Origin of the sequence: Klebsiella michiganensis, assembly GCF_002925905.1 — a bacterium.
In the GTDB taxonomy this organism is placed as follows: domain Bacteria; phylum Pseudomonadota; class Gammaproteobacteria; order Enterobacterales; family Enterobacteriaceae; genus Klebsiella; species Klebsiella michiganensis.
The window spans coordinates 1-16466 of record NZ_PRDB01000031.1 but is presented as its reverse complement, the minus strand read 5'-3'; the positions used below and the strand labels follow the sequence as shown (position 1 = coordinate 16466).

The window sequence follows — 16466 nt, the reverse complement described above, 5'->3', positions numbered from 1 at the left end:
ACAAACCATGCTGCCGAAACTCGTTATAACTCACCGAGTACACGATGAGATCCTGCAACTGCTGGCGCCACATTGCGAGCTGATGACCAACCAGACCGACAGCACGCTGACGCGCGAGGAAATTCTGCGCCGCTGTCGCGATGCTCAGGCGATGATGGCGTTCATGCCCGATCGGGTCGATGCAGACTTTCTTCAAGCCTGCCCTGAGCTGCGTGTAGTCGGCTGCGCGCTCAAGGGCTTCGACAATTTCGATGTGGACGCCTGTACTGCCCGCGGGGTCTGGCTGACCTTCGTGCCTGATCTGTTGACGGTCCCGACTGCCGAGCTGGCGATCGGACTGGCGGTGGGGCTGGGGCGGCATCTGCGGGCAGCAGATGCGTTCGTCCGCTCTGGCGAGTTCCAGGGCTGGCAACCACAGTTCTACGGCACGGGGCTGGATAACGCTACGGTCGGCATCCTTGGCATGGGCGCCATCGGACTGGCCATGGCTGATCGCTTGCAGGGATGGGGCGCGACCCTGCAGTACCACGAGGCGAAGGCTCTGGATACACAAACCGAGCAACGGCTCGGCCTGCGCCAGGTGGCGTGCAGCGAACTCTTCGCCAGCTCGGACTTCATCCTGCTGGCGCTTCCCTTGAATGCCGATACCCAGCATCTGGTCAACGCCGAGCTGCTTGCCCTCGTACGGCCGGGCGCTCTGCTTGTAAACCCCTGTCGTGGTTCGGTAGTGGATGAAGCCGCCGTGCTCGCGGCGCTTGAGCGAGGCCAGCTCGGCGGGTATGCGGCGGATGTATTCGAAATGGAAGACTGGGCTCGCGCGGACCGGCCGCGGCTGATCGATCCTGCGCTGCTCGCGCATCCGAATACGCTGTTCACTCCGCACATAGGGTCGGCAGTGCGCGCGGTGCGCCTGGAGATTGAACGTTGTGCAGCGCAGAACATCATCCAGGTATTGGCAGGTGCGCGCCCAATCAACGCTGCGAACCGTCTGCCCAAGGCCGAGCCTGCCGCATGTTGAATCCGGTCTGGCTGAAGAGCCTGGTAGCGATCGTTCAAACAGGCAGTTTTCAGAGCGCGGCGAGGGCGTTGGGGCTGGCCCAGCCGACGGTGTCGCAGCACTTGCAGAAGCTTGAAGAGCAGGTCGGCGTAACGCTGGTGCAGCGCAGTCGTAGCGGCTGCCAGCCTACCACACGGGCGCTGGCCTTCATGCCGCATGCGACCGCCTTGCTCGACATGCACGCCCGGGCGCTAGAAGCCCTGCATGGCAATCGTGAGCGCGTCGGGGCCAGCTCCAACATCGGCACCTACCTTCTCCAGCCATTCGTGCGCAACTATCTGACGACCGCAAATGAGAGGGGCGAGGTGGATCTGCGCATCGCCGCCAACCCGGATGTGGCCGACCAGCTACTGGCGGGCCAGCTCGACGCCGCGATCATGGAATGGTGGCTACCTCACCCCGACTTCGAACACCGCCTCTGGCGGGTCGAGCCGCTGGTGCTTATCGTCAGCCCCGACCATGCGCTGGCTGAAGCAGGGTGCATAGAACGTGATCGTCTGGTGGACCTGCCGATGCTGGGAGGTGAACCGGGTAGCGGTACCGGACGGCTTCTGACCGAATACTTTGGCGAACTGGGCGTGCCTCGCAGCGGTATGCAGCTAGGCAGCACCGAGGCAGTCAAACAAGCAGTGAGGGCGGGACTCGGCGTGTCGTTGGTGATGGCTTCCGCAGTACAAGACGAAGTTCGCAGTGGCGCGCTGGTAGCTCTTCCCATCCCGGGGCTTGAAAAGCGTCTCCAACTGATCTGGCGCAAACCTCCCGGAAATCTGCACCCGCCGGGATTTGTGCGGCACTTATTGGAGGAGGCAGATCTAGCTGGATAAGGTGATGGATGGTTGCGATCCAGCGCTTGGCTTGTCAGCCTAGGGAAACTCTGAAAAAGACTTTCTGATTTGGCAAAATACCGCGACCCCACCCACCGAGTTTCCCGATGAAGCAGATGACCTTCGCCGACGCCGAGTACGCTGGCAAGCGCAAGCAAACCCGCAAGGAGTTGTTCCTGATCGAGATGGATCGGGTGGTGCCGTGGAAGGGCTTGATTGCTTTGATCGAGCCACATTATCCGAAGGGTGAAGGTGGCCGTCCGGCCTACCCGTTGATGGCGATGCTGCGTGTGCATCTGCTGCAGAACTGGTTCGGCTACAGCGATCCAGCGATGGAGGAAGCGCTGTACGAAACCACGATCCTGCGCCAGTTTGCCGGGCTGAACCTGGAGCGCATCCCCGACGAAACCACCATTTGTTGGCGCTGATGGAAAATTGACCCACCCTGCCGATTGAAATTTGACCCAGGGCGGATTGCTGATTTTGTTACCAGCAACTGTGGATAAGTCTACCAGCGCAGCTGCTGTTGCCCCCACTCCTTCGCTAGCCCAGTTCAGTTGTTTAAGACCTGCCACACGCAGCCATGTAGCAGGCCGTCGTCGCCATGAAATCAGAACGGCTCATCGTATAAAATGTGGCAAAGAAAGGTGATGCCAGCGCCAGCGTTAACAGAACTAAGGCGAGCGGTATGAAGCGGTTGCCGGCGAAACTGCCATTGCCGATCGCCGTCATCGTGCGGAACATCTCACTTAGCGCCAGGATCATCATAAAACTGCATAAAGCCATGTATAACATTAAAACCACTCCTTACTGCCCGCGTGCTAGGGTCGTATTTCCGGCTAATTCCAGATAGTCCCGGCCCTTATCGTGGTGCATAGCCCTCTTCAGCCAGTGCTTTCATGATCTGGTTGATTCCATCCATCATCAGATATGCCTCAATATCTGACGTCGCCAGGCCGCGGCAGTCACTGAATCCCAGACGCTTAACCAGTTGCGCCAGAGCCTGCGCTTCTCTGTGTGTCAGCTGTATATTCACTTCAACGGGTTTTTCGTGGCGAATTTCATCTTTCATGGTCAGAGTCCTTTTTTGATGTTTCGTGAAATGTACCAGGCTTCTTTTGCCTGAGCTACAGCCCAGATCCAGACGAGAGTTGACACAATGCACAGCCCCGTCATGTTCCAGAAATGACCTGTCGTATATTCATGGCCATGAAGCAGGAGGCCGGCGCCGGCCGCCAGGCTCATGACCAGGAAAAGGACGGCTGCGCCGGCGTGATAAATGATGCTGAACATGTAAAACCCCCTTCTGGCGACGGTAGCGCCAGTCTCTGTCTGTATTAAATGGTCGCCGCCTGCCGGGCGTCTGCCTGCATCATGGCGTCAATCAGGGCGCCGGCGCAGGCAATATTCAGGCACGTCATGTTCGATTTCAGGGGCGCCATCATGTCCGCGCGGCTTCTTTTCAGAAACGGCTGCAGCGGACCACGATAGCCCTGTGAGGTCACGATAATCAGCTGAGTGGCCGCATCATGCAGTGCCGGCACGCCGGCCAGAATATCCTGCTCAGCCGCGCTGATATACACGGGTGAACCGGCGATCACAAAGCGCTCGTCCGGGCAGCGTTGCATCAGCTCAGCCAGGGAGGCGCAGCGGCCCGCCAGCGGGGGCCGTGCCGTCAGTGAGCCCCAGACGGTCGCCGGCGCGAAGGGCATGGCGTGAAACGTTGCCTCATACGCGACCGCCGGATCGGTATGGTGGCGCAGCCCCAGACCGGCCGACATGGCCCACAGCTCGATGCCCGGCCACCGCGCCGCGATACCGCGGGCACGCCGCCAGTGTGCGCCCCGGTAAAGCTCTCCCGTTTCCAGCACCCTGCCAGGACGGCGGGCAGCCTGGGCGATCAGCCTGTACCAGCCGTCAAAGGCGTCATCAAGGGAAGTGTCGCCCGGAAAAACGGTATCCTCCACGCTGCCCGCCTTGCGCCGGGTACAGGTGGTGATGAGGTGAAGACGTCTGTTCATTCAGGGCCTCCCGGCTCTGGTGCGTCTGTGCCTGCCGCGCGCGGTTCGCCGGGCCGCCGGGCACGAATATCGGGCAGACCCCGGCAGGCATCGTTCCAGTGCGTGCCCCGATCGGGGTTATTGGCCAGCTTACTGATCCAGGTTTCTGACACATTCCAGCGGCGGGCCAGCTCCTTCTGCTTCCAGCCTTTCGCCCTGAGCAGCGCTCGCCACTCCTGCGGGGAAAGCGGCGCCGCCGTGATGCCGGCCGCATGACAGGTCGTTTTCATCGCGTATGCTCCCGGCCCTAATCCTGCCCCGGCCGTGCCGGCTGGATTTGACGCAGTATTGTTGTTGCCTGCCATCCCGTAAACCCGAAGGTATCGGCCAGTTCGCCGGGCAGTGACGCGGCCAGGCGCGGCAGTTCGTCCGGGGATTCATTGTGAAAGACAAAACTGACCCCCTCATCCCTGATGCGCGACATCAACATTGCAATAAGCCGGTGCGGTCCCTCATGGCTGGCGTATTCCGTGACCTTTTCAGTAAACCGCCGGGGATTGCTGCAGCTGATACCCCGGTCGGCCAGGAACGCCAGAAAGCGCTGCAGGAAACCGGGGAGATCCCTGGCGGTCAGGGCGGGTTTCAGCACCGCTTCTGCCTGGACCTGTGTGAAGCCAAACGCCGCCGCCAGCTCAGGGGAAAAGTCCGGCGTGTCAGCGCTGGCCTCAAAAATGACACCATCGTTTATGGCCTGCTGCATGTCCGGGGGCATATTCCCGATCATATTTTCACGCACGCCCCATGCACGGCCGGCGCTTTCGGTCAGTCTCTGCGGATCGCTGCAGCTGACGCCCCGCTCCGCCAGGAACGTCAGGAAACGCTGCAGGACGGCGGCACCGATCTTGCCGGAGACGGGCGCTTCCCCGGAGGGATAGAAGACCCTGACGTTGGTGTTATCCAGTAAGGCCTGTTCAGCGCCGGCGCCGGACCCGGTGCTTTTTCCGCTCCGCCAGGCCGTATTATTTCGACTGACGATGGCAGGATCGACATGTTCGCTGTCCACGATGCTGTTAATGAACGTCACTGACTGTTCTTCGCTGAAATCAAAGTCGCGCTGTAACAGGGACAGCAGCCTGTCATGCCAGTCATCTTTCACGCGACTGGCGGCATTAACCATGAACGTGACGTTCAGTACACCGGCCAGTAAACAGGCAGCCTGGTCGGCCACATACAGGCTGAAGTACTCCAGTACCGCCTGTTCAAATGCAGCGGGATCGCAGCAGACCACTTCCACAGCTCCCAGCGACTGCAGAAACCGCCGGGTGTTTTCGGTCACAGCGTCGGCGGGATTGAGGGCGATGGCGCGGCCGCGCTGTGACTGGATGTCAAATGTGACGATACGCTCCGTGACGGGCATCCGGCCGTGATCGGCGATGAAGCGGTAAAGCTGCTCCACCGCTTCCGTGGCGGTCATCCCCATTGCCTCCAGACGCAGTTCGGCGCGTTTCTTCAGCTGCTCATCGAGACGCACGGTCAGCTGGGCGTTTTTGGCCCGCTTTTTACGTTCAAAAAAACCGGTCATGCTCCTTCCTTTTTGTACAGTCATCTGGCTTTACATAATGTACAGCCATTTGTACCGCACTTTTGCGCACGGGACCACATTTTTTCGCCGTTGCGGTTTAGCGGTAGTCCCGGATCTGCTTTCCGGCCTCCGGCGCGCTGCGGCCCGGCAACACAAGATGTAGCGGTGTTCTCAGCTGGCTGTGACGCTATATGTTGTGTCCTTCCCCTGCCCCGTGACCGGCCGCTCACCACCATAAAAGGGCGATATGGTTATTTCGTGTGCGTGGTACACTTCCGGAAATCCGTTAAATTATAGAAAGTCGGATCAGGTGAAAACGGGGACCCGGTAATTTAACTACGTGGTTATATGGCTGCTTGTTATCAGGTGAGAAATAATCACGGCTTGGAAAATAATCCTTCATGATGATGAGAAGAGTTAATGTCGTGAAACTGGTTGTGGCGAGTGACTATTTGTCAGCTAAACACAAAGGAGTTCAGAATGGGACGTTCAATACCGGTGAAGATTGGTCAGAAGGAATTTGCATCAAAACAGAAAGCCCGCGGCTATTACATGGATCAACGACCTGACGTGAAAGCTGTCGGGATCATTTCAGAAGGTGACTATTTTGAAGAGCTGAAGGAACTGTTCACCCTCTATTGTGACAGTTGTCCGGGCTGGGAACTGAACGGTCGTCTGATTAAACATTTTACGGTTCAGAATGAACCTCGTTTTACGAATGGCCGCTGGGTGTCACATCCCTGCTATAAGGTCCAGCTGAGCAACGGTGAGCTGAGACCGTTTTCGGTTGAAAAGGCAATAGACGCCATCGTAAAAGCAGCTGCAGCTGATCAACAGAAATAGAAGGCGGGATTTCTCATATGAAAGACATGATGATTGATATTGAAGCGGAACGATTTAATGAATGGCTTGAGGAAAATTACCCGGATATTGTCCCTGAGTCTGAAGCATGGGAGGAGGCCGCGAACCTGTATTACTGGGAGCAGGAGGCGCTTGCTGATCAGGCTCAGTGGGATCATGAACATGGACTGTTCGTGGTTTCCCTGAACGATGTTCATCAGCGTCACCGGCACGCAAGACAGGAGCTGCAGAAGCTACATGCCCTGCTCGACAGAGAGCAGCCAGAACTGGTGTACAGGATGTCTTTCGTCCATGCAGTGACTGTCATGGAAGCATACCTGATGTACTGCGCCAGGGCTCTGCTGGAACATGACTGGCCTCTTAAACGCTTCAGGGATGAATATTACCTGAATTCAGAACGCGTCAAAAAAAACAAAAAGCAGTCTTTGCGTGAGATGGAACTTGATATGTTCAGGCCCGCCGCACGCAATTATGTTTCCCGAATGACGTTTCATAACGTTAAAACCATTGAGCGCTATTTCAGCGCCGTGCTGCATACTCCGCCCGTCTGGCCGGTTAAGCCGCTGGACATTATTGCAGACTGGCGAAACGACCTTGTGCACCGTAACGGGGTGGATGAGCATGATGTGCCAAGAGGTATATCAGCGCAGCAGCTACAGAATGCTCTTCAGAGAGTGTCTGACCTTATAGAGGCAGCACACCGTTCCCTGTGCCAGGAGGTGGACTATTTCGGAAACTGGCGTAGTGAGGAAAACCGGGAAATCATTGCTTCAGCGCTGAACATATCAACAGACAGAGATGTATCCTGATAACTGGAATCATTATACTCGTACTGCAGACAGTCTCGGTTGCTCAGTAGCCGGTGGTCATCGATTACCCTGCCGTGCTGGCGGTGGAAGTGAGCTTACTACGGCCCGGATCTTTAGCACAAAATGCTGCTGTCGAAGCTCTGGAACACTGGTGCGCGCATTAACCAGGCGCTGAGCGATAGGCCAAGAGTGCCAATTTTGCCCGTCAGTTTTCCCGTAACTATGCTCTTTCTAACGTAACTCTTTACACCATTTGTAAGAAGTTCAATGAAGTCGCTAAAGAAAAATGGTTTGAGCCGCTTGAAGAAGAGACGCACGTTTCTGAATACGAATAGCAGAAGCCATACTGAAGCATGAACGTTCGAGATGATATTGAGCTGAAAATATTGACGACAAAGAACAAGCGAGAAGCAGTTATCCTAATAGTTGCAACTATTAATAAAAATTGAAACACTCAATACTTTTATTCTATGATCTCCATCGCAATTTCTATCAATTTAAATACAATTATCAAAAATCAATTATAATGTAATAATAAAACCAATTAATAGCGTTGAGGAAATTATGAGCATAAACCCTATAATAATAAGGCAAAATTTTAAAATCGGCGAATTGGACGCTGAATCAGACACACTTCTCTTGGAAAACTGTTTTATTGATAGTGGTTATCTTTCTAAACTATTAAACCCATCTGATACATCATCTATAGTTATAGGAAGAACAGGCGCAGGAAAAAGTGCTTTGTTGCACATGGTGGCAAACAAAGCACATAAATATAAAAAACTTGACCCTAATGATATTTCAATAGGTTTTCTAGAGCATTCAGATATAATTTCATTTTTTGAAGAGTTAAATGTTAATCTTGATATGTTTTATAAAGTATTATGGCGACATATTTTAATTATGGAATTATTAAAAATACGCCATGACATTAAGAGTGAATCTGATACGAATAGCTTTTTCTCAAACTTGCTTAGCAGGCTAAAAAAGATGAGATAAAACGAAAAGCCCTTGAGTATTTTAGGGAGTGGGGAGATAAATTTTGGATAGATACTGACACCCATCTTAGGGAAATAACATACAAACTGGAACGTGATACTAAGGCTTCGATTGGCACAGAATACAGTGCTGTAAATCTTAGTGCTGAATATGCAAAAAAACTAACCGAAGAACAAATACATGATGTTAAGAAACGAGCAAATGAGGTTGTCAGTAGGTTACAGATTCAAAAACTTAATGAAATACTTTCATTGCTTGCTGAATATTCTTTTGATGACCCACAAAAAAACTATTACATCATTATTGATCAACTGGATGATAACTGGGCGGAAAATGATACAAGATATAAATTTATAAGAGCGCTAATTGAAGAGATTAAGGTGTTTCGTAAAATTAAAAATATCAAAATAATAGCTGCTTTACGCCTGGACCTTTTACGATCAGTATTTAATATTACAAGAGGCTCTGGTTTTCAGGAGGAAAAATATGAGTCATATATACTTGATATAAAATGGACCTCTCAACAACTAACCGAATTAGTCCAAAAACGAGTGCGAGAGGTATACAAAAGACAATATACTCGAGAAGATGTTACTATTAAAGATATATTTCCAAAAGCAAAGGGGGGGCATTTAGGCATCACCCCTATTGAATATATAATTGAAAGAACATTATTTCGACCAAGAGACGTTTTACAATACGTGAATGAGTGTTTTAATGTGGCACTTAACAGAGAAAGAATATCATGGGATTCAATTCATAAAGCGGAGGCAGTCTATTCCTTAAAGCGCCTGAGATCTCTAAAAGAAGAATGGGGGGATATATACCCTTCCTTTGAGGAAACAATTGAAATACTGAGAAATCTTCCTGATAAATTTAGTAGAACATCTATGTCAAAAAACACTATAGACGCGGTATTAAGTGAATTATCCATTCAAAATACTACTGATCCATGTGCTATTACAGCAAACAAATTTTTAGAAGGAGAATCAAGAGAACAGGATGTCATTAATGAAATAATGCTTTGTCTTTATACAGTTGGAATTGTAGGTTTCAAGATTAGTAGCCTGACACCTTACAAATGGGCATTCAGAGACAGTACACCAACAACAAAAAATGAAATCAAACGTGCCAGTCTGATGAAAATTCATAAGATGCTCCATTCAGCTCTAGATATAAGAATAATTACTGGAAATCGCTATGAACGCGATGATGAGGAAGATATTGAGTGTTCTTAATTATATTATCTTTTGGTTTATAACATTTTTTGCCAGAAACAAGGATTATTCCCACACACACTAAGAAACTTTACTTTGAAGATGGACGGATGACAGCAGGAGCCGTCCTCTTTTCTGTTACTTACATCCTGACATTCCTCCATTTATCCCAAATATTCAGTACTGGACGCACCTTTGAGTATCATTCAAACTGATTGTAAGATTTAAACTTACAATCGTGAGGCTTGTATATCGCCAGAACAATAACAGTGGATCTCGGACACGAACTCCGTGACTTCATAGAATATCTCATTGAATCAGGTGATTATCGTACGCAGAGTGAGGTGATCCGCGAGTCACTTCGTCTCCTTCGCGAGAAACAGGCAGAATCACGTCTCCAGACCCTGCGGAATTTACTGGCAGAAGGCCTGAGCAGCGGCGAGCCTGTGGTGTGGGAAAAGGACACGTTCCTGAAAAAAGTTAAAGCAGGCACAAAGCCTGCCGGTGAAAAACGTTAAACTCACACCTAAAGCCAGTCAGGATCTTGAGGATATCTGGTATTACGGCTACCACCATTTTCGGTGAGGAGAGGGCCGACAGATATATTAATCAGCTCTCCGCTTTTTTTTTGTTTTGGAGTGCTCATAATATCGGTACTCCCCGTCCTGAACTGGGGGAATACATATTGGCACTACCCGTTGAATGACATATGCTTTATTTTCTGCAGACTGATACTGAAATTATTATTATCCGTATATTAAGTCAGCATCAGGATGCCGGCCGTCATCTCAACTGGGCAGTAGTCGGCAACCACATTGCGCTGCGTGAAAACTGACAGGGTTACAGGGGTGTACCAGGTCAGAATTCACGTAGCGCATCCTCCCCTTCCCTGCTCCCTTCCTTTTTTTGTTCGATCCTGTTTGTCCTGGCATTACCCCAATTCTCCCAAAAACCGTAAAACAGCCATGAACCCGCGTCATTACTGGCTTCATGGAGGATCTGAGCAGAAAAACGATCCTTTACGTATTTGGTTTTACCCGCAATAATGCGGGATAAGACAACAAAAGGATCCGCGCGCTGCGATTTATTGTCATGGCAGGATCGGCCCGTCAGGTGCAAAATACCTGTATCCATAAACAGTGCGTGCGCTACGTGAAAAATAACTCATGAACAGCATCATTTCCTTGCAGAATTCACCAGAACGCGTCTCCCTGCTGCCGATCGCCCCGGGCGTTGATTTTGCGACCGCGGTGGCACTCCGGCGGATGGCCACCTCAACAGGTGCCACGCCGGCTTACCTCCTGGCGCCGGAAGTGAGCGCCCTCCTCTGGTATATGCCTGACCAGCGTCACCACATGTTGTTCGCCACCATGTGGAATACCGGGATCCGTATCGGTGAAGCCCGGACGCTCACCCCGGAATCGTTCGACCTGGATGGTCTGCGCCCGTTTGTTAGGGTGCTGTCGGAGAAAGTGCGCGCGCGGCGCGGGCGGCCACCAAAAGATGAAGTGCGACTGGTGCCGCTGACGGATGCCAGTTTTGTGCGTCAGATGGAAAGCTGGATGGTCACCACCCGCCCCCGCCGGCGTGAGCCGTTATGGCCGGTCACGGATGAGACAATGCGCAACTGGCTGAAACAGGCGGTGAAGCGGGCTGAAGCTGACGGCGTGCATTTTTCGATCCCCGTGACGCCGCATACTTTCCGTCACAGCTATATTATGCACATGCTTTATCACCGGCAGCCCAGGAAGGTCATCCAGGCACTGGCCGGGCATAAGGATCCGCGCTCGATGGAAGTCTATACCCGGGTATTTGCGCTGGACATGGCTGCCACCCTGGCCGTTCCCTTTACCGGTGATGGGCGAGATGCCGCGGAGATCCTTCGCTCCCTGCCCCCGGCCGGCTGAGATTGACGGCCCTGGCATGACGTCCTGTATTCCGCTAATACGAAATACAGGAGCAGAGCGCATTCAGTGCCCCTCCCTGCTCCAGCACACCAGGACATCATTCGGATGACTGAACAGCCGTGGTCTTGCACGGTGACCTGCAAGCCTGCAGGCATCGACATACCGCAGACAAGACAGGACACAGGCCGTACATCCCACAGTGTATTGTTTCCTGAAAGCTCAGTGAATCATCCCGTTAATTGCGAAAGTCATTCACCCCTGTGGCTCACTCCCTTCTGCCATCGGTCTCCTGTTCGCATTTAGCAGTGTGAAGCTGGCGCCGGGTTATACAGACAGCTGCAGTCTCATCCTGCCGGGCTAAACCTGCAATACACAGGGGAACGGATACCGTCAGGTAACATGACCGTCTCAGCATCCGATTGAGATTTTCGTAAGGGGTATAGAGCTTTACTGAAAAATTGACTGTGGCATGTTAACACGTGTGGAGCAGTGCACAGACCTGGGAATATCGCCGTTAAACCCGCATACCGTAGTCAATATCTGCGTATCACGGCCTGAAATCACATATGACAGTCAATATTGTTCGATCATGGCAGACATGATGGAGAACACATATTGACTGCGGTATGCGTGATGCATATCACAGTCAATGGAATGTCCTTAGCGGCATCCGGCAGTCATGTTATGCATATCGCAGTCAATTTTCTGGCTTCATCGCTGAGAGAGCTTCGGCCAGTTTAAGGGGATCGATGCCAGCAGCCTTCAGCGCCTTAATGACTTCGTCATAATTTTGCTCTGGCGCCTTCTCTTCTTCCTCTTTGCGCGGAACCTTCACAGGACCACTGATGAGTTTGGGGTTGCGATAATGCACGCTGAAATAGGTGGCTCGGCCACGTTTAAACTCAGTGTAATCCAGATAACCAATATCCCGCAGCTGCTCCATCGCCTTACGTACCGTGTGGTTCTGCGTATAGACATTTGAGGTGAGATTCAGCCGGTCACGCATCCGTTTCATGGAAATAGGTGCAGGATTCTGGGGAAGACTTTCGATGTAGGTATAAAGCGCCTGGGCTGATTCCTTGCGCTGCAGGGCGTCAATGGCTTTCAGCCGCAGCAGTACCCTTCTGTCCATGTGGTAAAGCTCAAACAGCTTAGGTTCAGCCTTGATCTCAACGATATCCTCGTTGATGTCATAATAGGCTGACTGCACCAGATGTGTGGTCCATCCTTTGGTCTCGCTCTGGAACTTCAGCGTAACCGAGGCGAGTTTAAACAGGGAATTACTGATGCGATCGCGCATTTTTTTGTTTGAACGACGGGAGTCAAATCCGCACATCTTAACGAATTCGACGAACGACAGTTCCAGGGTGTCACTTTTTACCCCATACTCCGACATGGAGCGAATTATCCCCAGCCAGACTTTAAAATCCGTGTCCATATCAAGACGCGAACCGGTGATCTTAACGTCAGTGTATCCTTCGCTTTTGGCAATGGACAGCTGTACAAGCTCCTCAGTCGCGTCTGTAACGTTTTTCCGGTTCGCCTTGCTCTTCCCTGTTGATTTCAGAGTTGGGACGAAGAGACCGAGTCTCATGAGCGCTACTGGCTGCACGGTACTGGTGCTGTTGACATCCAGCTTAACAACTTCACCGGTTGTCTTATCAACCTCCTGAAGGTTCAGAAGTAAGCTGTTATTTTCGCTCGTCATCTTGATCCTCAACGGTTATCCACAAAAGGATGTAGTAATACGTATCGCAGTCAACGGATATACATACCTCAGTAAATACCGTTGCATATCACAGTATTAGATTATGCATATAACAGTCAACATTTTACATTCCACAGTCGATCCAGACAGACGTTAAAGCCAGTTACAGCGCATGCTGGAGCGATCCGGGGATCTCTTTTGGATCTCATTATGATCTCCTTGGGATCAATTATTGGATCGAGACCATGAATAACCCAGATACAAGCCCGGAAGCGCCACGCCAGATATCCAGAACCCTGGCCTTATTTTCCTGAATACGCTCTGGAAGATTGAGATCTACAGGTACAACAATGAAACATTGACTGCGGTATGCTGAGTCGTCTTTCCTCTTCCTCGACACAGATGCGGTAAGCATCATACCATAGTCAATATATTACATACCGCAGTCAATTTCATTATAACTGGCTGATCCCGAGCCATCTTTAGCAACCCGACGTACGTGCAATCTGTGAATTCTGTGATTTTCCGCTTCCTCGCCGCTTTCTCACTGTGTGAGATCGCTTACTGCGGCGAGCGGCAGTGATTAATATTGACTGCGGTATGTACTCTTTTGTAATCCCCTGCGTTCTTTCATTACCCAATGTGGTTCACTTTGCACTTTTTCGTGCACTTTGCGATTTTATTGTTGCTTTGCAATAAATTCCAAGATTTAATAAAATAATGCAAAGTGATGATTAAAGGATGTTCAGTATGGGACTCATGGATACACTCAACCAGTGCATAAGTGCTGGTCATGAAATGACGAAAGCAATCGCCATTGCACAGTTTAATGATGACAGTCCGGAAGCCCGGAAAATAACCCGGCGCTGGAGGATTGGTGAAGCGGCAGATTTAGTTGGCGTGTCATCTCAGGCTATCAGGGATGCCGAGAAAGCTGGCCGGCTGCCGCACCCTGATATGGAAACCCGTGGGAGAGTTGAGCAACGCGTTGGTTATACCATCGAACAAATCAATCACATGCGGGATGTATTTGGTACACGACTGCGCCGTGCTGAAGATGCGTTTCCGCCGGTGATTGGCGTTGCAGCTCACAAAGGTGGTGTTTACAAAACCTCAGTATCCGTTCACCTGGCTCAGGATCTTGCTCTGAAAGGACTCCGTGTTCTGCTTGTTGAAGGCAATGACCCACAGGGAACTGCTTCTATGTATCACGGATGGGTGCCCGATCTTCATATTCATGCTGAGGACACTCTCCTGCCCTTTTATCTTGGGGAAAAGGATGACGCCAGCTACGCTATAAAGCCCACCTGCTGGCCTGGCCTTGATATCATCCCGTCCTGTCTGGCACTGCACCGCATTGAAACCGAGCTGATGGGGAAATTTGACGAAGGCAAATTACCTGCTGACCCGCACCTGATGCTCCGTCTGGCCATTGAAACTGTCGCTCATGATTATGACGTGATAGTTATCGACAGCGCACCCAACCTTGGTATCGGTACGATAAATGTTGTATGCGCTGCTGATGTTCTGATTGTCCCTACTCCGGCAGAGCTGTTCGACTACACCTCCGCACTGCAGTTTTTCGATATGCTTCGTGACCTGCTTAAGAACGTGGATCTTAAAGGCTTCGAGCCAGATGTCCGTATTCTGCTTACCAAATACAGTAATAATAATGGCTCGCAGTCCCCGTGGATGGAAGAACAAATTCGGGATGCCTGGGGAAGCATGGTCCTTAAAAATGTTGTGCGCGAAACGGATGAAGTCGGCAAAGGTCAGATCCGTATGAGAACCGTTTTTGAACAGGCTATTGATCAACGTTCTTCAACCGGTGCCTGGCGTAATGCCCTCTCTATCTGGGAGCCTGTTTGCAATGAGATTTTTGATCGTCTGATTAAACCACGCTGGGAGATTAGATAATGAAGCGTGCTCCTGTCATTCCAAGACATACCACACATACTCAATCGACTGAAGATACTTCATCACCGGCGCCGGCCGCGCCGATGGTGGATTCATTAATTGCGCGCGTGGGTGCTATGGCCCGCGGTAATGCAATCTCTCTTCCGGTAAGTGGACGGGAAGTAAAATTTACCCTTGAGGTGCTCCGGGGAGACTCTGTTGAGAGCGCTTCACGCGTATGGTCAGGCAATGAGCGCGATCAGGAACTACTTACCGAAGATGCTCTGGATGATCTCATTCCTTCATTTTTACTGACCGGTCAGCAGACTCCAGCTTTCGGCCGCCGGGTTTCTGATGTCATAGAAATTGCAGACGGCAGCCGTCGCCGTAAAGCCGCAATCCTGACGGAAAGTGATTATCGCGTTCTGGTTGGTGAACTGGACGATGAGCAGATGGCTGCATTGTCCCGACTGGGTAACGATTATCGGCCGACGAGTGCTTATGAACGTGGCCTGCGTTATACAAGCCGGCTGCAGAATGAGTTTGCAGGAAATATTTCTGCGCTTGCCGATGCGGAAAACATTTCTCGTAAGATCATTACCCGCTGTATTAATACGGCCAAACTGCCTAAATCCGTTGTTGCCCTGTTTGCACATCCTGGAGAACTGTCTGCCCGGTCAGGTGAAGCCCTTCAGAAGGCTTTTGCAGATAAAGAAGAATTACTGAAGCAGCAGGCTGAGACTCTCCACGATCAGAAGAAAGCGGGACTAATCTTTGAAGCTGAAGAGGTCATTAGTCTTTTAACATCCGTACTGAAACAATCTCCCGCATCAAGAGTTAATCTGAGCTCACGTCATCAGTTTGCTCCAGGGGCAACAGCATTGTATAAGGGCGATAAAATGGTGCTTAACCTGGATAAGTCCCGCATTCCTGCGGAGTGTATAGAGAAAATAGAAGCCATTCTTAAGGAGCTTGAGAAACCAGGAGTCTGATGCGGACACGCATTATTCTACGGTGATCTCCCTTTACTTCATTTCCTTTCTCACAGGCCAGAAAACATAACTGGCCTGAATATTCTCTCTGGGACCACGGTCCCACCTGCGTCATCTGTCAGCTTATCTGCCTTGGACCACGGTCCCACCTGCATCGCCGGTCAGGTTATCTCCCTGGGACCACGGTCCCACCTGCATCGTCGGTCAGCTTATCTGCCTGGGACCACGGTCCCACCTGCATCGCCGGTCAGGTAATCTGTCTGGGACCACGGTCCCACCTGCGTCATCGGTCAGGTTATCTGACTGGGACCACGGTCCCACCTGCGTCGTCGGTCAGGTTATCTGCCTGGGACCACGGTCCCACCTGCGTCATCGGTCAGCTTATCTGTCTGGGACCACGGTCCCACCTGCGTCATCGGTCAGCTTATCTGTCTGGGACCACGGTCCCACCTGCATCGTCTGTCAGGTTATCTGCCTGGGACCACGGTCTCACCTGCGTCATCGGTCAGGTTATCTGTCTGGGACCACGGTCCCACCTGCGTCGTCGGTCAGGTTATCTGACTGGGACCACGGTCCCACCTGCGTCATCGGTCAGGTTATCTGTGGACCAGGCC

General features: G+C 51.6%; 18 protein-coding genes and 3 pseudogenes. 13 read left to right on the top strand and 8 right to left on the bottom strand.

Annotation, left to right across the window (positions count from 1 at the left end):
- Positions 1-7: 7 nt before the first annotated feature.
- From ptxD to CDA56_RS29125, 3 genes and pseudogenes are all read left to right on the top strand, one after another.
- On the top strand, positions 8-1018 hold the full coding sequence (gene ptxD, locus CDA56_RS29135) for a phosphonate dehydrogenase PtxD (protein WP_003118429.1): 1011 nt from the start codon (positions 8-10) through the stop codon (positions 1016-1018).
- Entirely contained in the window at positions 1012-1881 is an 870-nt protein-coding gene (locus CDA56_RS29130; RefSeq protein ID WP_010466239.1) for a LysR family transcriptional regulator, read from the top strand. Before ptxD ends, CDA56_RS29130 begins: the two co-directional genes overlap by 7 nt.
- Positions 1882-1988: 107 nt before the next feature.
- Positions 1989-2297 (top strand): annotated as a pseudogene (locus CDA56_RS29125) (IS5/IS1182 family transposase); the annotation flags it as partial.
- Between the two features lie 145 nt (positions 2298-2442).
- On the opposite strand, the gene CDA56_RS29120 reads toward CDA56_RS29125, so the two are convergent.
- The 6 genes from CDA56_RS29120 to CDA56_RS29095 all read right to left on the bottom strand — a co-directional run bounded on the left by CDA56_RS29120 (position 2443) and on the right by CDA56_RS29095 (position 5463).
- The gene (locus CDA56_RS29120; RefSeq protein WP_047727569.1) at positions 2443-2676 is read right to left on the bottom strand and encodes a hypothetical protein; all 234 of its coding nucleotides are present in this window, start codon (positions 2674-2676) and stop codon (positions 2443-2445) included.
- 67 nt (positions 2677-2743) lie between these two features.
- Positions 2744-2953, bottom strand: coding sequence for a DUF7706 family protein (locus CDA56_RS29115; protein WP_004187413.1), 210 nt, complete (start codon positions 2951-2953; stop codon positions 2744-2746).
- Between the two features lie 2 nt (positions 2954-2955).
- Positions 2956-3174 (bottom strand): hypothetical protein, encoded by a 219-nt coding sequence (locus CDA56_RS29110; RefSeq protein WP_011091034.1) that lies wholly within the window; start codon positions 3172-3174, stop codon positions 2956-2958.
- A gap of 44 nt (positions 3175-3218) precedes the next feature.
- A complete protein-coding gene (locus CDA56_RS29105) occupies positions 3219-3902 on the bottom strand; it encodes a hypothetical protein (protein ID WP_047727568.1) in 684 nt (227 codons plus the stop codon).
- Positions 3899-4171 carry a helix-turn-helix domain-containing protein gene (locus tag CDA56_RS29100; RefSeq protein WP_047727567.1) on the bottom strand — a complete coding sequence of 91 codons (273 nt, stop codon included), beginning with the start codon at positions 4169-4171 and terminating at the stop codon, positions 3899-3901. The genes CDA56_RS29105 and CDA56_RS29100 overlap by 4 nt, the downstream gene beginning before the upstream one ends.
- Positions 4172-4188: 17 nt before the next feature.
- On the bottom strand, positions 4189-5463 hold the full coding sequence (locus CDA56_RS29095) for a type II toxin-antitoxin system RelB/DinJ family antitoxin (protein WP_086817650.1): 1275 nt from the start codon (positions 5461-5463) through the stop codon (positions 4189-4191).
- Positions 5464-5565: 102 nt separating this feature from the next.
- Here CDA56_RS29095 and CDA56_RS31610 point away from each other — a divergent pair.
- The 7 genes and pseudogenes from CDA56_RS31610 to CDA56_RS31415 form a co-directional block, all read left to right on the top strand.
- Positions 5566-5760, top strand: a pseudogene (locus CDA56_RS31610) (hypothetical protein); the annotation flags it as partial.
- Between the two features lie 183 nt (positions 5761-5943).
- A complete protein-coding gene (locus CDA56_RS29085; RefSeq protein ID WP_000533745.1) occupies positions 5944-6306 on the top strand; it encodes a hypothetical protein in 363 nt (120 codons plus the stop codon).
- 17 nt (positions 6307-6323) lie between these two features.
- Positions 6324-7133 carry a hypothetical protein gene (locus tag CDA56_RS29080; protein WP_047727565.1) on the top strand — a complete coding sequence of 270 codons (810 nt, stop codon included), beginning with the start codon at positions 6324-6326 and terminating at the stop codon, positions 7131-7133.
- Between the two features lie 564 nt (positions 7134-7697).
- Positions 7698-8132 (top strand): hypothetical protein, encoded by a 435-nt coding sequence (locus tag CDA56_RS31425; RefSeq protein WP_016236299.1) that lies wholly within the window; start codon positions 7698-7700, stop codon positions 8130-8132.
- The gene (locus CDA56_RS31420; protein WP_371858647.1) at positions 8129-9370 is read left to right on the top strand and encodes a P-loop ATPase, Sll1717 family; all 1242 of its coding nucleotides are present in this window, start codon (positions 8129-8131) and stop codon (positions 9368-9370) included. Before CDA56_RS31425 ends, CDA56_RS31420 begins: the two co-directional genes overlap by 4 nt.
- Positions 9371-9594: 224 nt before the next feature.
- Complete coding sequence (locus CDA56_RS29065) at positions 9595-9867, top strand: type II toxin-antitoxin system ParD family antitoxin (protein WP_155075505.1); 273 nt, start codon at positions 9595-9597, stop codon at positions 9865-9867.
- Positions 9854-10184, top strand: a pseudogene (locus CDA56_RS31415) (type II toxin-antitoxin system RelE/ParE family toxin). The gene CDA56_RS29065 and the pseudogene CDA56_RS31415 overlap by 14 nt, the downstream one beginning before the upstream one ends.
- Before the next feature lie 23 nt (positions 10185-10207).
- Here CDA56_RS31415 and CDA56_RS31025 read toward each other — a convergent pair.
- A complete protein-coding gene (locus CDA56_RS31025; protein WP_047727564.1) occupies positions 10208-10483 on the bottom strand; it encodes a hypothetical protein in 276 nt (91 codons plus the stop codon).
- Positions 10484-10515: 32 nt separating this feature from the next.
- Between CDA56_RS31025 and CDA56_RS29055 the strand changes: the two genes are divergently transcribed.
- The gene (locus tag CDA56_RS29055; RefSeq protein ID WP_022064517.1) at positions 10516-11256 is read left to right on the top strand and encodes a tyrosine-type recombinase/integrase; all 741 of its coding nucleotides are present in this window, start codon (positions 10516-10518) and stop codon (positions 11254-11256) included.
- A gap of 697 nt (positions 11257-11953) precedes the next feature.
- Here the strand turns inward: CDA56_RS29055 and CDA56_RS29050 are convergent.
- Entirely contained in the window at positions 11954-12964 is a 1011-nt protein-coding gene (locus CDA56_RS29050; protein ID WP_000200070.1) for a RepB family plasmid replication initiator protein, read from the bottom strand.
- A 750-nt stretch (positions 12965-13714) separates the two neighbouring features.
- Between CDA56_RS29050 and sopA the strand changes: the two genes are divergently transcribed.
- Positions 13715-14881: a plasmid-partitioning protein SopA gene (gene sopA, locus CDA56_RS29045; RefSeq protein WP_000523812.1), complete on the top strand. Its 1167-nt coding sequence runs from the start codon at positions 13715-13717 to the stop codon at positions 14879-14881.
- Positions 14881-15852: a ParB/RepB/Spo0J family plasmid partition protein gene (locus tag CDA56_RS29040; protein WP_004206785.1), complete on the top strand. Its 972-nt coding sequence runs from the start codon at positions 14881-14883 to the stop codon at positions 15850-15852. Before sopA ends, CDA56_RS29040 begins: the two co-directional genes overlap by 1 nt.
- Positions 15853-16466 lie beyond the last annotated feature (614 nt).